The sequence below is a fragment of the Agromyces sp. NPDC056389 genome, from assembly GCF_042262385.1.
GTDB lineage: Bacteria > Actinomycetota > Actinomycetes > Actinomycetales > Microbacteriaceae > Agromyces.
On the sequence record NZ_JBHJPN010000001.1, the window covers coordinates 2,003,734 to 2,023,438 of the forward strand.

The following is a 19,705-nucleotide window of genomic DNA, read 5'->3' on the forward strand; positions in this document are numbered from 1 at the left end:
CCGGGGCTCAGCCGGCGCTGTGCCTCAGCTCGGCCCGACCGCGTCGCCGGCGCACGAGCACGAACGCAACGAGCGCCAGGCCGCTGCCGGTGAGGAGCAGGGCCCACGTCATGCGTGCGGCGAGCGCATCACCGTCGACGCCCGTCGCCGGCAGCGGCGGGGCGAAGCGGTTGTCGACGGTGATCGTGACGATCTCGTCGTCGCCGACGACCACCGGAGCGGCCTTCGTCGCGCTCACGGTGACCTCGACCGCCCCGCCGTTCTCGACCTCTTCGGCCCAGCACTCGGCACCGACCGGCAGCCCGTCGATCCGCTTCGTCTCACCGGCCGTGATCGTCACCGGTTCGGCGTCGAGGGCGACAGAGGGGTCGTTGGCGCCGCGATCGAGCACGCACGTGAGTTCGATGCGGAACATCTTGCCCGCCGCTTGCGACGCGTCGCCGCTCACCGTCTTCTCGAGCACGAGGCTGCCTTCGTCGAAGGTGTTCGTCGCCGTGATGGTCAGGAGCTGCGCCGTGTCGGATGCCTCGATGATCGCCGCGTTCTCGTAGGAATCGAAGTCCACCGTCGCGGTCGACGCGCCGCCCTCGTCGGTCTCTGCGGCGAAGCAGTGCGTGCCGCCCGGCAGCGCCACCGGATCTCCGTTCGCGTCGACGACCTCGATCGTCTCCCCCGCCGTGATCTCGATCGCTCCGTCGTAGACCGTGACGAGCTGCCCGTCGACCTCGACCTGGCAGGTGAGCTGCACCGTGAACACCGCGTCGACGACGTACTCGGCGTCGGCGGCCTCGCCGTCGACCTGCTTCGTGAGCTCGACGGTGCCGAGCGAGAACTCGTTGACGAACCCGGCGGTGACGACGGTCTCGACGCCCGCCTCGGCCTGATCGGCGATCGTCACGGTCACGGGCGGCGCGGGCTCGTCCGCGTTGCCCGCGTCGGTCTCGGTGACCACGCACTCGGCCCCGACCGGGATGCCGCTGATCGTCTCGCTCCGGAACGGCCCTGCGCCGCCATCGCTCTCGACGACGAGCTCCTGGTCGACGACCGTCTCGCCCTCGTAGGTGCAGACGACCTCGAACACGTACTCGCCCTCGGAGAAGTCCGGTGCGCCAGGGCCTGCGATCTGCTTCAGCACGTCGAGCGCCCCGGTGCGGAACTCGTTCTCGATGTCGATCCGCACGGGCTCCTCGGCCGATGCGTCGCCCACGACGAACCTGCCGGGCGGCGAGACGGTCGACTCGGTCGCACCGCCGTCGTCGATCTCGGTGACCCGGCACGAGGCACCGGTCGGCAGGTTCTCGACGAGCCACACATCGCCCGGGGCATCCTTCGTCAGGGTGTGCGTGCCGTTGTAGACGACGTCGGGGTCGGCCGCGAAGAGCGTGCAGACGAGGCGCACCTCGAAGTCGCCGAAGGTGCCGCCCCAGGCATCCGCTCCCGTGCCGGTGACCGACTTCACCACCTCGACCGAACCGACCGTGTAGTAGTTCGTGACGGCCACGAGGGTGACCGATTGTCCGGAAGCGTCGTCGGGCAGCACGGTGAACTCGACGCTCGTGACGGCGCCGAGGTCGTCGTCGACGCCGTTCTCGGTGATGACGATCGTCGTGTCGGCGGCACCCCGCTGCTCGATCTCCTCGACGGTGCAGACCGAGCCGACCGGCAGGTCGGGGAACGACTGCACGGCGCCATCCGCCAAGTCGAACTCGGTGTCGAGCACTGTCGCGCCTTCGAATTCGCACTGAGCGCTGAAGCGGAAGACCGACTCGTACTCGATCGACTCACCGTCCTGATTCTCGGCGCCACCGTTGTCGACGGCCTTGCTGACCGAGAACCCGCCGATCTCGTACGTGTTCGTGACCGTCACCTGCTCGAGTTCGCCCTCGGCAGGCGCGGGGTGATGGATGTCGGGGCGAACGGTCAGATCGCGACGCGCGGTCACCTCGCCCGAGCGGCCGCCGGACCCCGAAGGGTTATAGGTGACGGTGGAGCCTTGCGCGGTGACCTCCTGCACGGTGCACTCGGAGTACATCGGCAGGCTCGTGCCAGAGCCGAAGACGACCTGCGTGCCGTCGGCCGGCACCGACACCGGCGATGCCGGGCCGCCGGAACCGTCGACGAGCGAGACGGCTTCGCCGCCCGAGGTGCACTGCACGTCGAAGTCGTACGAGGTCGGCAGCACCCAGTCGTCCGGCCAGTCGGCGGGCACGACGACCTGCTTCTCGAGCGCGATCTCACCGGTCGGCACGGCCACGCCCGCTCGCACCGGTTCGACCGGCCCCTGGTAGACCTCGGCATCGTTGAAATCACCCCGCGAGCCCGACGCGACGGCGTTCCACGCGATCGGCAGACCGTCGCCGACAGCCGCGGGGTTCGAGAAGGGCGTCTGCGTGTCGAAGGTGAGGGCACCCGATGCGCCCGGCGGCAGGCCGCCGCCTTCGGGCCAGGACACGACGATCTTGATCGCTCTGGCCTCGGCGAGTTCCGCCGCCGGGGTGGCATCGGTGAACTCGATCCAGTCGCGGGTGCTCACGTCGGCGAAGCAGGGGTCATCGGCGGGCATGGCCGTCGTGCGGGTGCTGAACTCGATGTCCTTCGCATTGCAGTCCACCGCCGGGACCGTGGTCATGTAGTACGACGTGTGGGTCACGGTCGGGTCGAGGATGTCGATGTTGCCGAGGAAGGTCGGCGACCACTCCGAGCCGCGGCTGGTGCCGATGGTCACACCGGTGTCACCGACGGCCGGCAGCACGTCGATGCCGCCGATCGACTCCACCGGGATGTTGCCGAGGTTCGTGAAGCCGACCAGCCATCGTTCGACGCCGCCCGGGCGCGTGATGGGGACGCAACCGTTGAGGTAATAGCCCGGCACGGCCGAGTTGGACGCTGCGCAGTCGGCGGCCGAGGCCGGGTCGTTCGTGTCGAGCACGCCCAGGTCGTCGTAGTTCGGGTCGCCGGGGTCCGCGCCGGGCACGCCGGCACCGACCCCCCGCACGGCCTTCTGCAGTGAGATCGGCGCCGCCGCCGTCGGGTTGACGGTGGTGTTCGCCGCACATTCGTCGGCCACCTGCGTGGGCGGCACGGCCTCGGCGAACGCCGTCGACTCGCAGGTGTCGAAGGTGCGATCACTCGTCGCGGTGATCGTATTGCCGACCGGCGTGCCGGGAGCGAGGTTCGGGCGGAACTGCAGCGCTGCCGAGATCACGAGCACCTCGCCGGGCTCGAAGACGAATCCGGCCGGCACCGTGATCGTGACGAGACCGGTGGTCGTGTCGAGCGTGCCGGAGAAGCCACTGGCATCGAGCACCGTGCCGTCACCGGCGGTGAGGGTGAAGCCGAACACCGGGTCGGCGTCGGGCACCGGCACGAGCAGCGAGCCGCTCGCGTCGGTCGCGACCTGATCGGTGAGCTCGAGGCCGGTCATCGGCCAGTCCCCGGTGTTCGTGATCGTCATGCGGTACGGGATGGCCCCTGCCGGAGGGAACTGCTGCGACGCCGAGCCGTCCGAACCGTTGCCGGGGACCTTCTCGACCTTGATCGCATTCTGCAGGTGCAGCAGCTGCGTGCTGTCGGTCGCGTCGGCGTCGGCCTCCCAGACCGTGCCGCCGGCGGCATCCCACGCTCCAGTGCCGTGCACGTCCACGACGTCGGTCATGGTGCCCGCCGCAGTCTCGCCCGGCGCGATCGGCTGACCCGGCCGGGTCGTCGGCACGGGCACCGAGTCGACCTCGCCCGTCGGACCGTAGTGCAGGAACTCGAGCCGGTCGGCCGTGAACGCGATGGGCACGATCGGGTTGACCGGGTTCTCCCAGTTCGACTGGTCGTCGTTGACGCGAACCTCGAAGCGCAATCCGCGCACGTCGGCCGGGCTCGCGACGCCGCTCGGCAGCGCCGGCAGCACGGTGCCGTCGGCAGCGGTGTTCTGCCAGTCCCCGACGACCCAGCACGCGGTGAGGTCGGCCGACCCGTTGCAGGTGTAGCCGAGCTCGCCCGTGCCCGCATCGAGTTCCCACTCGACGCCGACGAGCGCCGAGACGCGAAGCTGATGCAGGTTCTGCGGCAGCGTCGCGGTCGGGAACGATGCGAACTCGAAGGCGTTCCAGAAGGTCGGCTCCGCGTCGGTGATGGAGAGCACGGTCGTGCGCACGTTGCCGGTCGGCTGTCCGGTGAGCGTCACCGTGTACCCGTCGCGAGGTTCGTCCTCGAAGCGCGATGCAGGGTCGATGCTCTTCTGCGCGACGACGCCGTACGTCGCCTCGACGAACGGAAGGGTGTCGGTGTCGGTACCGGATGCCTCGTCGATGGCGGGGTTGCCGCCGGGCCGCGTGACCTCCGCGCCCGCGACGTTGGTCGCGAGATCCGCGGTCGTCACCGGTTCAGCGGGGTTGCTGCGCTCCGTCTTCCTGAGCTGGTAGGTGAGCAGCACCGTGCTCTGCTCCGTGGACAGGATCTCCACGCCGGCGGGGTCGGTGTGCAGCACCGTGACGCCGATGACGTCGTCGACGTCGTCGTGTCCGAGCGCGAGCGCCGCGGCGATCGAGATCGGCGCGTCGTCCGCACCGCCCTCACGGGTGAGCGTCACCGTCGACTGCGTCGCATCGGCCGGAACCGTGATCGAGTCGATGCGGTACAGGTTGAGGTACTCGTACATGTCGGTCGCCGAGCCGGGTGCCGGATCGGTGATCTGCAGCGTCGCCACCGATGCCTCGGTCTCATTGCGCGCCGTGATCGTGGCGGTGACGAGCGGGTAGCGCGATTGCGGTTCGGTGATGGGCGGGATCGGCAGCGAGTCCTGGTCGAAGGTCTTCGACACCGAGACGTTGACGGTGGCGTCGAGGATCGTGATGAGGTCGTCGTCGCGCTCGTCGATCGGCGCCGGGCCATCGCCGACGAGACCTGCCGTGTTGTTCACGACGCCGGGCTGACCCGAGTTGAAGTCCTCGCTGTGCAGCGTGCCCGTCACCGGTCCGCCGTCGCTCCGCTTGAAGTCGCGCAGCTCGAACACGAGATCGAGGCGGCGGTCGTGGTCGTACGAGGCGGCGACCCCCGAGCCGGGGGCCGGGCCGGTGCCGGCGCCGCGGTGCGAGCCCTCCTCGTAGGTGAGCCGCACCGCCCGAGTGGTCTGGACTTCGCCGGCCGACAGCACGTAGCCGGGGAACGCCCCGTCGCACGCGGTGCCGTCACCGCAGGCGGCCGAGGTGACGTCGTCCCATGCGCCGGTGTCGCCGTTGAAGAGCTCGACGGAGGCGATGCGGTCGTACTGCATCGCCGGATCGAGCGCACTGTCGATCGCGGCGATCTCGACGAGGTTCCATGCGTCGAAGGTCGACTGCGCGATCGCGGCGTCGCCATAGCCGGGGCCGGCCGTCGGGTCGTCGGTGATCGCGACCGAGTCGAACGGCAGTCCTTCGGTCGACCACGAGATGCGCGCCGTGCGCCGGTCTTCGCTGAACGCGAAGAGGGGGTCGGCGGGGTCGACGATCCAGTGCTTCTCGAGCAGGTCGGGGCCCGGGCCTCCGCCGTCGATCGGGTTCAGGTCGATCTGGTCGCCGTCGGTCGCCGTGTTGTCGTCGGGGCTCGTGTCGTTGGGGTTCTCGACCGCAGAACCTGCCGTGTTCTCGACGGTGAGCGGGTCTGCCGCCTCGGCCGCGTCGGCGACCGATCCCGTACCGTCGCGGAACTCGTCGCGCGTCTCGACCGTGACCGTCGGGGCGACCTGGAAGCCGGGCGGCAGCAGCTCACCGGGCTTCGGGGTGTAGACGAATCGGATGCCCTGGATGTCGTCCTTCAGGTCATCGGGAATCGTCACCACCAAGGTGCCCTCGCCGTCGAGCTGACCGCCGGGCAAGTCGACCCACTGGGTCCCGTCCCAGTACTGGACCTGGAGATCTGCGTCGGCCGGCACCCCGGCCACGATCTGGTCTGCGTCGAAGGTGTTCCAGAACGGCGTGGCCGGGTCACCCGGCTGCGGGTTCGGCGGATCGCTCACGATCAGGTACTCGGAGCCGATCGTCGAGGGGTTCGGTTGCCCGTTGTTCACCGTCGCGAGGAAGCTCACGTCGGTGGTCGAACCCGGCACCGCCCAGATCTCGTCACGCGCGATGTTCTTGTCGATCGTGGTCGAGACCCGACCCGGCTGCCGCGTGATGTCGGCTGCATCCTCGTCGTCGCCCTGCTTGCCGAGCTCGTCGGTGACGGTCGACGTGGTGTTGTTGGTGCTCACGACGTCTTCGGTGTCGACGGGCTGGGCCGTCACGGTGAACGGCAGCGTGGCGGCGGCGTTCTGGATGATCGGCCCGGTGAACGTCACGGTGAACCCGACGACGCCCTCCCTCGTCGGGTCGGGCAGCGTGTTCGGGGCGCCCGCCGTGAGCGTCTCCTCTGTGCCGTCGTCGTAGACGTAGGTGACGGTCGCGCCGGTGGCGTTCGGCGGCCACACGACGCCGTCCGTGAATCCGTCGAAATCGAGGCCCTGCTCGCCGAGATCGGGTGAGCCGGGGCTCGGTTCCTGGATGACCATGGACGTGACGGGGCGGAACCCGTTGGTCGACGTGATCGTCGCCGTCGTCTGCTCGCCGGCGAGCAGCTCGGGGTTCGCGAACGACTTCTCGGTGTCGACGAACGGCCCAGTGTTCGAGACGACGGCGTCGCCGGGGGCGGTCTTCGGCGTGCTCGAGTCGCCGTGCACGACGATGTTCGACGACGCGGTGTTGGGCACCGTCACCGACTGATCGGCGGGGATGTCCTCCACGGTGTCGTTCGTCTCTGCGCCGATGCCGATGGCCGCCTCCGCTCCAGGAGGCGTCGGCGGCAGCTGGCCGGTCGTGGAACTGAAGGTGAAGCGAAGTCCCTTCACGTCGGAGAGCGGATCGACATCCGGGACGTCCGTGAAGTCGGTCGGAATCGGCCCCGTCGCGTAGGCGACATGCCAGACGCCCGCTTCGTCGAGCCATTCGATCTGGACCTGATCGGCACCGGCCGGCGGAGTGATCGAGGTGATGCCGGTGAAGTCGAAGTAGGTGTCGAACGGGCTCGCGACACCGTCGGCCGGGTCCTGCACGACGATCTGTTCGACCGATCTGTTCGACGCGTTACCGCCCCCGATCGTGTAGTCGACCGGCTGGCCCGGCAGTGCGGGGATGCCGGGCGTGCCGTCGGGCTGGTGATCGTCGACCGACTTCTGCACGGTCGAGTCGAGCACCTCGGGCACCTCGATCGTGATCGACGCCGAGGCATCCGTCGGCAGCGCATTGGAGCCGGTCGCGGCGACCGTGTTCACGATGGCGGCGTCGTTGTAGTCGGCGCTGATGTCGGCGGGCACCTGCACGAAGACCGTGACGACCGCCTTCGTTCCGGCCGGCTGCCCGATGCCCTCGCCGCCCTGCGTGGTGAAGTCGACGGTGAAGTCCGAACCGCTGTACGTGACCGTGCTCGTGCCGCCGCCGCTGACCGAGACAGGGGGTGTCACGGAGGGATCGAAGATCAGGGGGGCCGGCAGCGTGTCGCTGAGCTGCGCATCGAGGCAGGTGTCGACGAGGTTGCTGTTGCAGGTCAGCTCGATCGTGTAGCTGAACTGCTCGCCCGGCTGGTACGGCGAGGTGTCGGGATTGACCGTCTTCGTGAGGAGGAAGACGGCGTCATCCGGTGCGGCAACGGCGGGCAGCGCGGCCGGAGCCGTGAGCCCGATCGCGAAGACTGCTGCCACGACTCCTGCGAGCGTACGACGGATGACCGACATCGAGACCCCTCTCGCCCCCGGCCGTCTGGCCGCCCCCGGGGCTGAATCGGGTGCCCGTCGAGTCGGGCACCCGATTCGACCCTATCGAGGGCTCGCAGGAGGAGGGAAGGGCTCGCCGACCGCGCTCAGCCGAGGAGGTCGTGCAGGGTGACGATCTCGTCGCGGCCGGGGCCGACGCCGATCGCCGAGATGCGCGAGCCGCTCATGGCCTCGAGTTCGCGCACGTACGACTGCGCGTTCGCCGGCAGGTCGGAGAACTCGCGGGCGCCCGAGATGTCTTCAGTCCAGCCGGGGAACTCCTCGTAGATCGGCTTCGCGTGGTGGAAGTCGGACTGCGAGACCGGCACCTCGTCGAAGCGCTCGCCGTCGACGTCGTAGGCGACGGCCACGGGGATGCGCTCGATGCCCGTCAGCACGTCGAGCTTGGTGAGCACGAAGTCGGTGACGCCGTTGATGCGCGACGCGTAGCGGGCGATCGGAGCGTCGTACCAGCCGGTGCGGCGCTTGCGACCGGTCGTGGTGCCGAACTCGTGGCCCTGCTCGGTGAGGAAGTCACCCCACTCGTCGAAGAGCTCGGTCGGGAAGGGCCCGGCGCCGACTCGGGTCGTGTAGGCCTTGACGACCGCGATGACACGGTCGATCTTGTTGGGCGCGATGCCGGAGCCGGTGATCGCACCACCGCTCGTCGCGTTCGACGAGGTCACGAACGGGTAGGTGCCGTGGTCGACGTCGAGCATGGTCGCCTGACCGCCCTCGAAGAGCACGGTCTCATCGCGCTCGAGCGCCTGGTGCAGCAGCAGCGCGGTGTCGGTGACCATCGGGCGCAGCCGATCGACGTACGCCAGCAGCTCGTCGACGATCTCGTCGACGGCGATCGCGCGCCGGTTGTAGATCTTCACGAGCAGGTGGTTCTTCTGGTCGAGCGCGCCCTCGACCTTCTGCCGCAGGATGTTCTCGTCGAAGAGGTCTTGCATGCGGATGCCGACGCGATTGATCTTGTCGGCGTAGGCGGGGCCGATGCCACGACCCGTGGTGCCGATCTGGCGCTTGCCGAGGAACCGCTCGGTCACCTTGTCGATCGTGCGGTGGTACTGCGTGATGAGGTGGGCGTTGGCCGAGATGCGCAGCTTCGAGACGTCGACGCCGCGCGCCTCGAGGCCCTCGAGCTCCTCGAAGAGCACCTCGACGTCGACCACGACGCCGTTGCCGATGACCGGCGTGACACCGGGCGTCAGGATGCCGGACGGCAGCAGGTGCAGGGCGTACTTCTCGTCGCCGATGACGACGGTGTGCCCGGCGTTGTTGCCGCCGTTGAATTTGACGACGTAGTCGAGGCGCGAGCCGAGCAGGTCGGTCGCCTTGCCCTTGCCCTCGTCGCCCCACTGTGCACCGATGAGTACGGCCGCGGGCATGTCAGTCCTCTCCTGCCGCGTCGGACGCGGCGGGTTCGGCGACGAGGTCGCCGGTCTGTGCGACGGATGTCGCTTGGTTGCTGGCCTCGTCGACGGCGGTGTCGTGGGCGCTGATGTCGTGGGCGCTGACGATCGTGATCAGCTGGGTCGGGGTGAACTCCGACGCGATGCGGGCGGGAGCCTCGGGGTCGGCGACCGCGAGCTCTTCGGCCAGGCGGCCGGCACGCTCAACGAGGCCGAGCCCCTCGGCAGCACGGCGCTGGGTGTCGAGGGCGCGCAGGTAGGCGCGATTGGGCTCGTCGGACCACGAGACGGGGTCGCCCGACTGCCACCCACCGGCGAGGAGCTGCTCTCGTGCGAGGTCGGCCGCGACGGACGCGAATGCGAAGGACTCGATCGTGCGGCCCTCGGAATCGGCGAGATCGGCGAGTTCGGTCCAGGCGAGCGGCGACGACGGATGCCCCGCGACGACCGCCGAGACCGACGCCCGATCGCCGTCTGCGAGCGCCTGGCGCACCTCTGGTTCATCGGCGAGCGAGGCCTCGGGCTCCGGTGCTGATTGGTCTGGAGTCACACTCCACCTTATCGTGGGGCCCTTCGCCGGCGAGGAGGAGCGACGGGACAAGTGAAACCCGCAGCCAAGTAGGCTGGAGGGCATGTCGAAAGTCCTTTCCAGCCTGCCCGTCGGCGAACGCGTCGGCATCGCCTTCTCCGGCGGCCTCGACACCTCTGTCGCTGTTGCGTGGATGCGCGAGAAGGGTGCGGTGCCCTGCACCTACACGGCCGACCTCGGCCAGCCCGACGAGCCCGACGTCGAGGCCGTTCCCGGCCGCGCCATCGAGTACGGCGCCGAGATCTCGCGACTCGTCGACTGCCGGGCCGCGCTCGTCGAAGAGGGCCTCGTGGCGCTGCAGTGCGGCGCCTTCCACATCCGCTCGGGCGGCAAGGCGTACTTCAACACGACCCCGCTCGGCCGCGCGGTCACGGGCACGCTGCTCGTTCGCGCGATGCTCGACGACGGCGTCGACATCTGGGGCGACGGCTCGACCTACAAGGGCAACGACATCGAGCGGTTCTACCGCTACGGCCTCATGGCCAACCCGCGCCTGCGCATCTACAAGCCGTGGCTCGACGCCGACTTCGTCACCGAGCTCGGTGGCCGCGCCGAGATGAGCGAGTGGCTGCAGCAGCGCGATCTTCCCTACCGCGCCTCCGCCGAGAAGGCCTACTCGACCGACGCGAACATCTGGGGCGCGACGCACGAGGCGAAGGTGCTCGAAGAGCTCAGCGAGGGCATCACGACGGTCGAGCCGATCATGGGCGTGAAGTTCTGGGACGAGTCGGTCGAGATCGCAGCCGAAGACGTCACGATCACGTTCGAGCGGGGCCGTCCGGTCGCGCTCAACGGCGAGCGGTTCGACGACGCGGTCGCCCTCGTGCTCGAGGCCAACGCCATCGGCGGCCGCCACGGGCTCGGCATGAGCGACCAGATCGAGAACCGCATCATCGAGGCGAAGTCGCGCGGCATCTACGAGGCGCCGGGCATGGCCCTGCTGCACCTCGCGTACGAGCGTCTCGTGAACGCGATCCACAATGAAGACACGATCGCGAACTACCACAACGAGGGCCGCCGTCTCGGGCGCCTCATGTACGAGGGCCGCTGGCTCGACCCGCAGTCGCTCATGTTGCGCGAGTCGATCGTGCGCTGGGTCGCCTCGGCCGTCACGGGCGAGGTCACGGTGCGCCTGCGCCGTGGCGACGACTACACGATCATGAACACGAGCGGCCCCGCCCTCAGCTACCAGCCCGAGAAGCTCTCGATGGAGCGCGTCGGCGACCAGGCCTTCGGCCCGGAAGACCGGATCGGCCAGCTCACGATGCGCAACCTCGACATCGCCGACTCGCGCGCCCGTCTCGAACAGTACGCGCGCCTGAACCTCGTGGGCGGTGCGACCGCTGCGCTCGTCGGGGACCTCTCGGTCGGCGACGCCGCGCAGATCCTCGCCGGGCCGGCCGAGTCCGAGCTCGAAGCAGCGACGGATGCCGCGAACGAGGCTTCCGCGTTCGACCTCGGCACCGACTGAGCCGACGCGCACGAGCGCGCTGTCAGCACAGTGCGATCACTCGGGCGAGCCGTCCCCCCGGGCGGCCCACCCGAGCTGTCGATCCGTTCCCCCTGCTGATCGACCGCCGAGCCGGGCGGTGGCTCAGCTCGGAGGAATGCCCGAGTCGTGGGCGTCGCGCACACCTGAAGGGTAGGCCGCTGCCGCGCGGTCGGCGTACCCCAAACCGGGGGACGCGGCCGGTCGGGCCGCACGGCGCGCGAGAGACCGTGAAGCGCCGATCAGGCGGCGGTCTGCTGGTGCGCCGCAACTCGCCATGAGCCGCCCTCGATGAGGTACGTCGTCGACATCCGGAGGTTCACGGTGTCGTCGCCGCGACGAGCGACGGCGCGGTAGACGAGGATGCCGGCGCGATCGCCGAGCCTGATCACGGCCGGCTCGTGCAGGTGGTACTCGTCCCATGGCGGAGCACTCCGCATCGCCGTGAGGATCTCGTCGCGCCCGAATGCGGCGCCGTCGACGATCATGAGTGCGTCGCGGGTCATCGCGCGCTGGTAGTGCTCACCGCCCCGGCCCTCGACGATCGCCCGCCATCCGGCGTGTTCCTCGTGCATGAGTCGAGCGGGCAGATCATCGGTGATCTCGGTCATGCCCCAACGGTAACCGCGATCGGTGATGGCGGGAAGAGGCGAACCCGTCGGCTCAGAGCCAGCCCTTGCGCTTGAAGAGCCCGTACAGCACGCCCGCGAAGGCGAGCATGAGCGCGACCGCGAACGGGTATCCCCATGGTTTGTCGAGCTCGGGCATATGCGTGAAGTTCATGCCGTAGATGCCGGCCACGAGCGTCGGCGCGAAGATGATCGCAGCCCAGCTCGAGACCTTCTTCGCCTGCTCGCTCTGAGCGACGGCCGCCTCGGAGAGCACCTTCGTCTCCTCGTTCTGTCGCTGCGCCACGAGCGTCGAGTGCACCTGCAGGGCGTTCTGGAGCAACTGGCGGAACGTGTCGCCGCGCTCGACGATGCGGATGACGTGGTCCTTCACATCGCGAAGGTAGCGCTGCAGCTCGAGGTCGATGGCGTACTTCTCGAAGCCCCGCTCGAGGGCGTCGAACATGCCGACGAGCGGTCGGGTCGCGCGCTGGAACTCCATGACCTCGCTCGCGAGGTCGTAGATGCGCCGCGTGACCACCGGGTCGCCCGAGAAGAGCTGCTCCTCGATCTCGTCGATGTCGTTCTCGAGGCCGAGGTCGACCGGCGAGTATTCGTCGACGACCTCGTCGAGCACGGCGTAGAGCACGGCCTCGGGCCCCTTCGCGAGCAGCTCGGGCGAGGATTCGAGACGGTGGCGCACCCGCGCGAGGTTCGGCGACTCGGCGTGGCGGATGGTGATCGCGAAGTCGGGCCCGATGAACACGTGCAGCTCGCCGAACTCCACCTGCTCGACGTCGTCGAGGTAGCGTGCGGGCCGCAGCACGACGAAGAGCGTGTCGCCGTAGCGCTCGAGCTTGGCTCGCTGATGCCCCTTGCGCGTGTCCTCGACCGCCAGCGGGTGGAGGCCGAACTCCTCGGCGAGCGCGTCGAGCTCGGCGTCGGTGGGCCGGTAGAGCCCGATCCACGCGAAGCCGCCGTGCTCGGCGCGGCGTTCGAACGTCTCGTCGAGGGTCGCCGGGGTCGCGACGCGCGCGCCGTCGCGGTAGATCGCGTTGTCGATGACCGTCATCGGGCCAAGTCTGGCATCGAGCTCACGGTGCGGCGGGTTCCGACAGGCTCAATCACCTGGCCGCACCGCGTGCGTCAGCACCCAGGAGTGCATGGCGATCGCGGCCGCGGCGCTCGCGTTCAGCGATCGGGTCGAGCCGTACTGCGTGATCTCGACGATCGCATCGGCGGCCGCCGTCGCCTCGGGCGAGAGCCCGGGCCCCTCCTGGCCGAAGAGCAGCACGCAGCGCTCGGGCCACGCGAACGCCTCGATGGGCACCGATCCCTCGACGTTGTCGACGGCGATCACGGGCACGGATGCCTCGTGCGCCCACTCGGCGAACGCCGCGACATCCGGGTGGTAGACGACGTGCTGGTAGCGGTCGGTGACCATCGCCCCCCGCTTGTTCCAGCGACGGCGGCCGATGATGTGCACCGTGTCGGCGGCGAAGGCGTTCGCACTCCGCACGATCGAGCCGATGTTCATGTCGTGCTGCCAGTTCTCGATGGCGACGTGGAACGGGTGCCGGTGCTCGTCGAGGTCGGCGACGATCGCGTCCATGCGCCAGTACCGGTAGCGGTCGATGACGTTGCGCGTGTCGCCGTGCTCGAGCAGCTCGGTGTCGAAATGCGGTTCGTCCGGCCATTCGGCCTCGCCGCCCGGCCACGGCCCGACGCCGTGGGTCAGGGGCGGGACTCGGCCGTCGTCGGGACTCGCAGGTTCGTGCACGCACCCAACGCTAACCCCTTCCCCCGCGCGTCGGTCGAGCCGATCAGCAGCGGTCGCCGAAGCGGTCCGACCGGGGCTGCGAGCGGCAGTCCACGAGATCAGGCCCTCCGCGCAGCGGGGTGCCCGTACGCGGAGTGTTCGAGACCGCGGATGTAGCCGATCGCGAACAGGCGCCCCAGGGTCTCGTACCCGGGTGCCGTGTTCGACTCCCCCTCGAGCGTCGGCACGTGGTCGGGCCGCATCGCTCCGTCGAAGCCGATGGAGTGATAGGCCTCGACGCAGGCCGCCATGTCGGTCTGGCCGGCGTCGTGGAAGGTCTCCCGGAACGACTCGGGCGTGCCCTGGACGTCGCGGAAATGGACGAACGGGATCTTCGCAGTGCCGAACTCGCGGATGAGCGCCGGAATGCTCGTCTCGCCGGCGAGCACCTCGGGCATGAGGGCGAAGTTTCCCTGGCAGAACGTGATGCCGTTGTAGTCGGACGGCACGATCTCGAGCATCCGGCGGAAGCCGGCAACCGAGCTCATGATGCGCGGCACACCGCGGTCGATGCTCTGGGGCGGGTCGTCGGGGTGCATGGCCAGTCGCACGCCCGCCGCCTCGGCCTCGGGCACGACGGCCTCGAGGAAGTACTCCAGTGCACTCCACATCTCCTCCGCGACGACCTCGCCCTCCGGCAGGAGCGCGGGCCGAGCCTGGGCGACGGCGCGGTCGTACCCGGTGACGAGCGCGCCGCCCCGGTCCTCGAGCGCCACGTCCGTGCGGCCCCAGCTGCTCAGCGCCATCCAGTTGTAGGCGAAGGTCGGCACGCCGAGCGCGCCGAGCGCGCGGACCTGCTCGATGATCTGATCGATCTGCTCGTCGCGCCCGACCTGCCCGAGCCGGATCTTGTCCATCGGCGCGGTGTCCTCGGTGGCGATCAGCGAGAAGCCCCACTGCTCGTAGAGCTCCTTGTTGTGGCGCAGCGCCGCCAGGCTCCACGGCACCTCCTCGCGGTCCTCGATCTCCCAGCCCGCACTGCCGACCGAGGCGAACATGCGCTGGTCCTGCTCACCGCCGTTGAGCACGCCGACGACGTTGTCGACGCCGACCTGACGAATGAGCTTCCACGAGGATTCCGGGCGCGGAGGAAGGAACTCGCTGAGCTGGATCATTGGTCTGCTTCCGTTCGTCAGGTTGGCCGGGGCCGGTGATGGATCTGCGGTGGTGGGGCGGGTCAGTCGCGCGTGGGCAACGATGCGGCGATGCGCGAGAGGAGCCCGCCGTCGACCCGGAGCTCGGCGCCGGTGACGAAGCTGGCCTCCGGGCCGGCGAGGAAGGAGCACACGGTGCCGACCTCACCCGCTCGGCCGACCCGGCCGAGCGGGTGCATCCGCCCCCACTCGGCGATCACCGCCTCTTCGCCGGCATCGGTGCCGTCGGACCACTCGCGAGCCGAGCTGCGGAGCATGGGCGTGTCGATCGACCCCGGCAGGATCGCGTTGACGCGCACGCCGTAGGCCGCCTCGTCGACGGCGAGCGCACGGGTCATCGCGTTCAGTGCGCCCTTCGTCGAGGTGTACCCGACGACGTTGTTCTGCGTGGCGACACCCTGCGTCGAGGAGATGAGCGTGATGGTGCCGCGGTTGCGCCGGATCTGCTCGATCGTGTGGTGCACGGCGAGGAACACCCCGCGCACGTTCACCGCGAACACGTGGTCGAAGCTCTCGGGCGTCGTCGTCGCGGCGTCGCCGTAGGTCTGGATGCCCGCCGACGTGACGAGGTGGTCGATCCGGCCGAAACGCGCCATCGCGGCCTCGGCGATCACACGATGGGTCGCCTCCTGCGCGACGTCGCCGGCGACGCCGATCGCGACACCCCCATCGGCGGTGATCTGCTGCACGACCCCGTCGACGTCGGCCTGCGTGAGCCCGTGGACGACCACGGCAGCTCCCTCGGCGGCGAACACCTCGGCGACACCCCGACCGATCCCCGCCGATCCTCCCGTGACGACGACGACGCTGCCCTCATGCTTGCGCTGCATCATGCGCTCCTCTCCTGTCCTGCAATCCTTCACCGGTTCACAACACGCCGAACCGTGCGAACGCGTCGGTCGCGCTCATGCCCGCATCGATCGCCGTGCCGACCAGGTTCTCGGTGCTCGCCTTCTCGACGGCGGCCTCGATCACCTCGTCCTCGACGCTGCGCGGGATGACCAGCACGCCGTCCGCGTCGCCGAAGATCAGATCGCCGGGGGTGACCAGCACACCGCCGAGGTCGACCGGCACCCGGAAGTCGCGGACGACGGTCCTGACGGAGGAGTCCTGCGCATATCCGCCCCAGCTGAACACGGGGAAGTCCCGTGCCAGGACCTGCGGCGTGTCGCGGTGGTACCCGTCGACGACGGCCCCCACGGCACCCCGTCGCTGGGCGGATGCGGTGAGGATCTCGCCCCACATCGCCACGGGCTGGACGATGCGGGTGCTGACGTACACCTCACCGGGCTCGAGCTGGTCGAGCGCTTCGGTGAGCAGGCCGAACGGCTTCTGCTGCGGCCCGTACACGTCGGAGACGAGCGCGGGCATCGCCCGGCCGGCGAGCTTCATGTGCGGCAGCATCGGCCGCACGGCGGGTGGGAGGAACTGGTGGGTGCGGCCGATCGAGTCGAGGATGTCCCCCACGACGGGCGTGTAGAGCACGGTCTTCATCAGGTCGAACAGTTCGGCGTCGGCACGGGCGTTCACGGACGTTCTCCTTCGAATGCTCGGATGTGATGCGGCGATAACTCTACATACTTGTATACTAGTCCGCAAGCTAGACTCCGGAGGGGAGGCACCCATGACGAACACACCCTCGATCCCCGCCCTGCAGCCATTGGCGACCCCGAGATCGCGGTATCGCATCTCCGACGCCGTGTTCACGACGCTGAGCGAATCCATCCGGAACCTCCACCTGCCGCCCGGTTCCCCGATCTCGGAGCCGGGCATCGCCGCATCGCTCCAGGTCAGCCGGTCTCCAGTCAGGGAGGCGATCACCCGGCTCGTCGACCTCGGACTCGTCACGGTCGTCCCCCAGGTCGGCAGCCGCATCGCGCCGATCTCGATCCGCGAGGTGGAGGAAGCGGTCTTCATCCGCCGCGCACTCGAGACGAGCGCCTTCCAGCAGGCGATCGCAAACGGCACGCCCGACACCACGGAGATCCAGGCCCACGTCGACGCGAACGTCGCCGCGGCCGGCGCCGGCGACCTCGACGCGTACTTCGACACCGACGAGCTCCTGCACCAGACGGTGTTCAAGCTCGCGGGCGTGCCGCGGCTGTGGGACGTCGTCCGCGCCACGAAGATCCAGCTCGACCGGCTCCGCCGCCTGAACCTCGAGGCGGCGCTCACCAACGGCGAGCTCCTCGTCGAGCATCAGCAACTGGTCGACGCCCTCGCCGCCCGGGATCTCGACCTCGGCACTCGGGTGATCGACAAGCACTCCAACCGCGTGCTCACCGACACCGTACGGCTGCGCGAGGCCAATCCGACCTTCTTCGCCGAGTAGCGGCGTCCACCACTCACCAATGACGATCACGCTCTCCTCGTCGATGTTCGAGGTCGCCGTCGCGCCGGAGCGCGGCGCCGACATCGTGCAGATCGTCGACCGCGAAACCGGCATCCCGACCCTGAGCGTCTCGCCGACGGCCGACGCGACGACGCCCCCGGCATTCGGCGGCGACTCGATGACGCGATGGACGACCGGTTACCCCGGCGGCTGGCAGTTCCTCACCCCGAACGCGGGTCCGGAGCGCGTGCACGACGGCGTGGTCCAGGGCTACCACGGCGAGTCGGCGCTCTCGACGTGGCGGGTGCTCGAGCTCGGCGAATCGTCCGCAGAGCTGACCGCCCGGCTCATCACGGCGCCCTTCGAACTGCACCGCCGCATCGACGTCGCCGACGACGGGCTCACCGTGGTCGACACGGTGCGCAACCTGTCGGATGACGATGCGAGTGCACGGATGCTGCAGCATCCCGCCTTCGGAACGCCGTTCCTCGATGAGCGCAGCTATCTGGTCACCGATGCGGGCGCACTGCTCACGGATGCCGCGGCCCCGGGCACGCTCGCCGGCGCCGATGTCGCGGGGCGGCCGGACTCGATCCTCGCCGTCGGACCCGTCGCCTCGAGCGTCGCGCTGCCCGCCCCCGGTTCACGACAGGCGCTGTTCGGCGCACTGACCGACTTCGCCTCGCCCGAGCCCGCCGTGCTGTTCGCCAGCCCGACGCACGGCTTCGGCATGGAACTGAGCTGGCAGCGCGAGGACTACCCCGTGGCGTGGCTGTGGATCGAGGCGAACGCCGGCTCCGGCTGGCCGTGGTTCCGCCGCATGTTCGCGATCGCCGTGGAGCCCGGCAATGTGCTGCCCGGCGAGGGCGTCTCGAGCAGCGGGCGCACGCGCGGCGGCGACGGCACGGTCATCGCCGGCGGCGGCGAATTCGTCTCCACCGTGCGGGTGCGGCGCGTCGCACTCCCCTGAATCCTCCTGAGGGCTTTCGCTCCGGGTCGACCGACGGCGCCGCCCTGTCGGTGGATGCCGGATCGAGTCGATCCATGTCGTGAGCCGACCGGCGAAACACGCGTCCAGAGGTTTTCGGTACACCGAAATTTTGATAGGTTTTCGGTATGCCGAAAACGCTCGACGACGAGACGACCACGAACGAGCCCGTGCCCGCGGGCGACGCCACCGGGCAGCGGGGGCGCGCAGCATCCGTGCCCCGGGTGGCCTGGCTGATCGGCCCGGCCCTCGTCGCGGGCGTCGCCTACCTCGACCCCGGCAACGTCGCGAGCAACATGACCGCGGGCGCGCAGTACGGCTACCTGCTCGTGTGGGTCGTCGTGCTCGGCAACGTCATGGCCTGGCTCATCCAGTACCTGTCGGCGAAGCTCGGCATCGTCACCGGCCGGAGCCTGCCCGAGGTGCTGGGCGGCACCATCCGCAACCGCTGGGGCCGTCGTGCGTACTGGCTGCAGGCCGAGCTCGTCGCGATGGCGACCGACCTCGCCGAGGTCATCGGCGGCGCTGTCGCGCTCAACCTGCTCTTCGGCGTGCCGCTCGTGTGGGGCGGACTCATCACCGGCGCCGTCTCGATCGGGCTGCTCATACTCCAGTCGCGACGCGGCCCGCGCACCTTCGAGTTCGTGATCATGGGGCTGCTCATCATCATCGCGATCGGCTTCACGGTCGGCGTCTTCGTCGCACCGCCCGACCCTGCGGGGCTGCTCGGCGGCCTGGTGCCGCGCTTCGCCGACGCCAATTCGGTACTGCTCGCCGCGTCCATCCTCGGCGCGACGATCATGCCGCACGCGATCTACGCGCACTCGGCGCTCAGCCGCGACCGCTTCGTCACGCGCCGTGCCGCGTCGCTGTCGACCACTCCCGGGGCGGTGACGCCGAAGCCCGCGTGGCACGGCTTCGGCATCAGCCGCCGCTCAGAGGCTCCCGAACTCCTGCCGGGCACGGCGACCGACGTGCCGACCGGGCTGCTGCTCCGCGCCACCCGATGGGATGTCTCGATCGCCATGGCGATCGCCGGCACCGTGAACCTCTGCATCCTGCTGCTCGCCGCGGTCAACCTCGCGGGTGTCGAGGGCACCGACAGCCTCGAGGGCGCCTACGCCGCGCTGGGCGCCGCGCTCGGACCCGTCATCGCGACGCTCTTCGCCGTCGGCCTGCTCGCCTCCGGCCTCGCCTCGACCTCGGTCGGCGCCTACGCGGGCGCCGAGATCATGCACGGGCTGCTGCACGTGCGGGTGCCGCTCATCTTCCGGAGGCTCGTCACCCTGATCCCGGCCCTCACGATCCTCTGGCTCGGCTTCGACCCGACCCTCTCGCTCGTGCTGAGCCAGGTCGTGCTCTCGTTCGGCATCCCCTTCGCCCTCGTGCCGCTCGTGGCACTCACGGCCAAGGCCGGCGTGCTCGGACGATGGAAGAACCACTGGGCGACGACGACCGCGGGCATCGCGGCATCCGTGTTCCTGATCACCCTCAACGGCGTGCTGCTCTGGCTCGTGTTCACGGGGGCCTGACCCCGGCGCAGTTGCGGTGC

General features: G+C 69.5%; 13 protein-coding genes. 4 read left to right on the top strand and 9 right to left on the bottom strand.

All coding sequences use genetic code 11. The features are described from left to right. Positions 1-7: 7 nt before the first annotated feature. The 3 genes from ACFCVM_RS09335 to ACFCVM_RS09345 all read right to left on the bottom strand — a co-directional run bounded on the left by ACFCVM_RS09335 (position 8) and on the right by ACFCVM_RS09345 (position 9,724). Positions 8-7,738, bottom strand: a complete 7,731-nt coding sequence (locus ACFCVM_RS09335; protein ID WP_375835848.1) for a DUF5979 domain-containing protein — start codon at positions 7,736-7,738, stop codon at positions 8-10. A gap of 125 nt (positions 7,739-7,863) precedes the next feature. Beyond that, positions 7,864-9,150, bottom strand: coding sequence for an adenylosuccinate synthase (locus ACFCVM_RS09340; protein WP_375835849.1), 1,287 nt, complete (start codon positions 9,148-9,150; stop codon positions 7,864-7,866). A gap of 1 nt (position 9,151) precedes the next feature. Then, positions 9,152-9,724 (bottom strand): DUF3151 family protein, encoded by a 573-nt coding sequence (locus tag ACFCVM_RS09345; RefSeq protein WP_375835850.1) that lies wholly within the window; start codon positions 9,722-9,724, stop codon positions 9,152-9,154. A gap of 82 nt (positions 9,725-9,806) precedes the next feature. Here ACFCVM_RS09345 and argG point away from each other — a divergent pair, with 82 nt between their 5' ends. Then, complete coding sequence (gene argG, locus ACFCVM_RS09350) at positions 9,807-11,234, top strand: argininosuccinate synthase (protein WP_375835852.1); 1,428 nt, start codon at positions 9,807-9,809, stop codon at positions 11,232-11,234. Between the two features lie 260 nt (positions 11,235-11,494). Here argG and ACFCVM_RS09355 read toward each other — a convergent pair whose 3' ends face one another. The 6 genes from ACFCVM_RS09355 to ACFCVM_RS09380 all read right to left on the bottom strand — a co-directional run bounded on the left by ACFCVM_RS09355 (position 11,495) and on the right by ACFCVM_RS09380 (position 16,363). Then, complete coding sequence (locus ACFCVM_RS09355) at positions 11,495-11,863, bottom strand: nuclear transport factor 2 family protein (protein WP_074259632.1); 369 nt, start codon at positions 11,861-11,863, stop codon at positions 11,495-11,497. A gap of 52 nt (positions 11,864-11,915) precedes the next feature. Next, on the bottom strand, positions 11,916-12,932 hold the full coding sequence (locus ACFCVM_RS09360) for a magnesium and cobalt transport protein CorA (RefSeq protein WP_375835854.1): 1,017 nt from the start codon (positions 12,930-12,932) through the stop codon (positions 11,916-11,918). A gap of 48 nt (positions 12,933-12,980) precedes the next feature. Then, positions 12,981-13,640 carry a TrmH family RNA methyltransferase gene (locus tag ACFCVM_RS09365; RefSeq protein ID WP_375835855.1) on the bottom strand — a complete coding sequence of 220 codons (660 nt, stop codon included), beginning with the start codon at positions 13,638-13,640 and terminating at the stop codon, positions 12,981-12,983. A gap of 98 nt (positions 13,641-13,738) precedes the next feature. Beyond that, a complete protein-coding gene (locus ACFCVM_RS09370; RefSeq protein ID WP_375835856.1) occupies positions 13,739-14,794 on the bottom strand; it encodes a mannonate dehydratase in 1,056 nt (351 codons plus the stop codon). Positions 14,795-14,856: 62 nt separating this feature from the next. Further along, complete coding sequence (locus ACFCVM_RS09375; protein ID WP_375835858.1) at positions 14,857-15,663, bottom strand: SDR family NAD(P)-dependent oxidoreductase; 807 nt, start codon at positions 15,661-15,663, stop codon at positions 14,857-14,859. A 37-nt stretch (positions 15,664-15,700) separates the two neighbouring features. After that, a complete protein-coding gene (locus ACFCVM_RS09380) occupies positions 15,701-16,363 on the bottom strand; it encodes an RraA family protein (RefSeq protein ID WP_375835859.1) in 663 nt (220 codons plus the stop codon). A 94-nt stretch (positions 16,364-16,457) separates the two neighbouring features. Between ACFCVM_RS09380 and ACFCVM_RS09385 the strand changes: the two genes are divergently transcribed. The 3 genes from ACFCVM_RS09385 (at position 16,458) to ACFCVM_RS09395 (ending at position 19,685) form a co-directional block, all read left to right on the top strand. Then, entirely contained in the window at positions 16,458-17,165 is a 708-nt protein-coding gene (locus ACFCVM_RS09385; protein WP_375835860.1) for a GntR family transcriptional regulator, read from the top strand. 19 nt (positions 17,166-17,184) lie between these two features. Further along, positions 17,185-18,135 (top strand): DUF4432 family protein, encoded by a 951-nt coding sequence (locus ACFCVM_RS09390; RefSeq protein WP_375835861.1) that lies wholly within the window; start codon positions 17,185-17,187, stop codon positions 18,133-18,135. Between the two features lie 146 nt (positions 18,136-18,281). Next, positions 18,282-19,685, top strand: coding sequence for an Nramp family divalent metal transporter (locus ACFCVM_RS09395; RefSeq protein ID WP_375835862.1), 1,404 nt, complete (start codon positions 18,282-18,284; stop codon positions 19,683-19,685). The last annotated feature ends 20 nt before the right edge of the window (positions 19,686-19,705 follow it).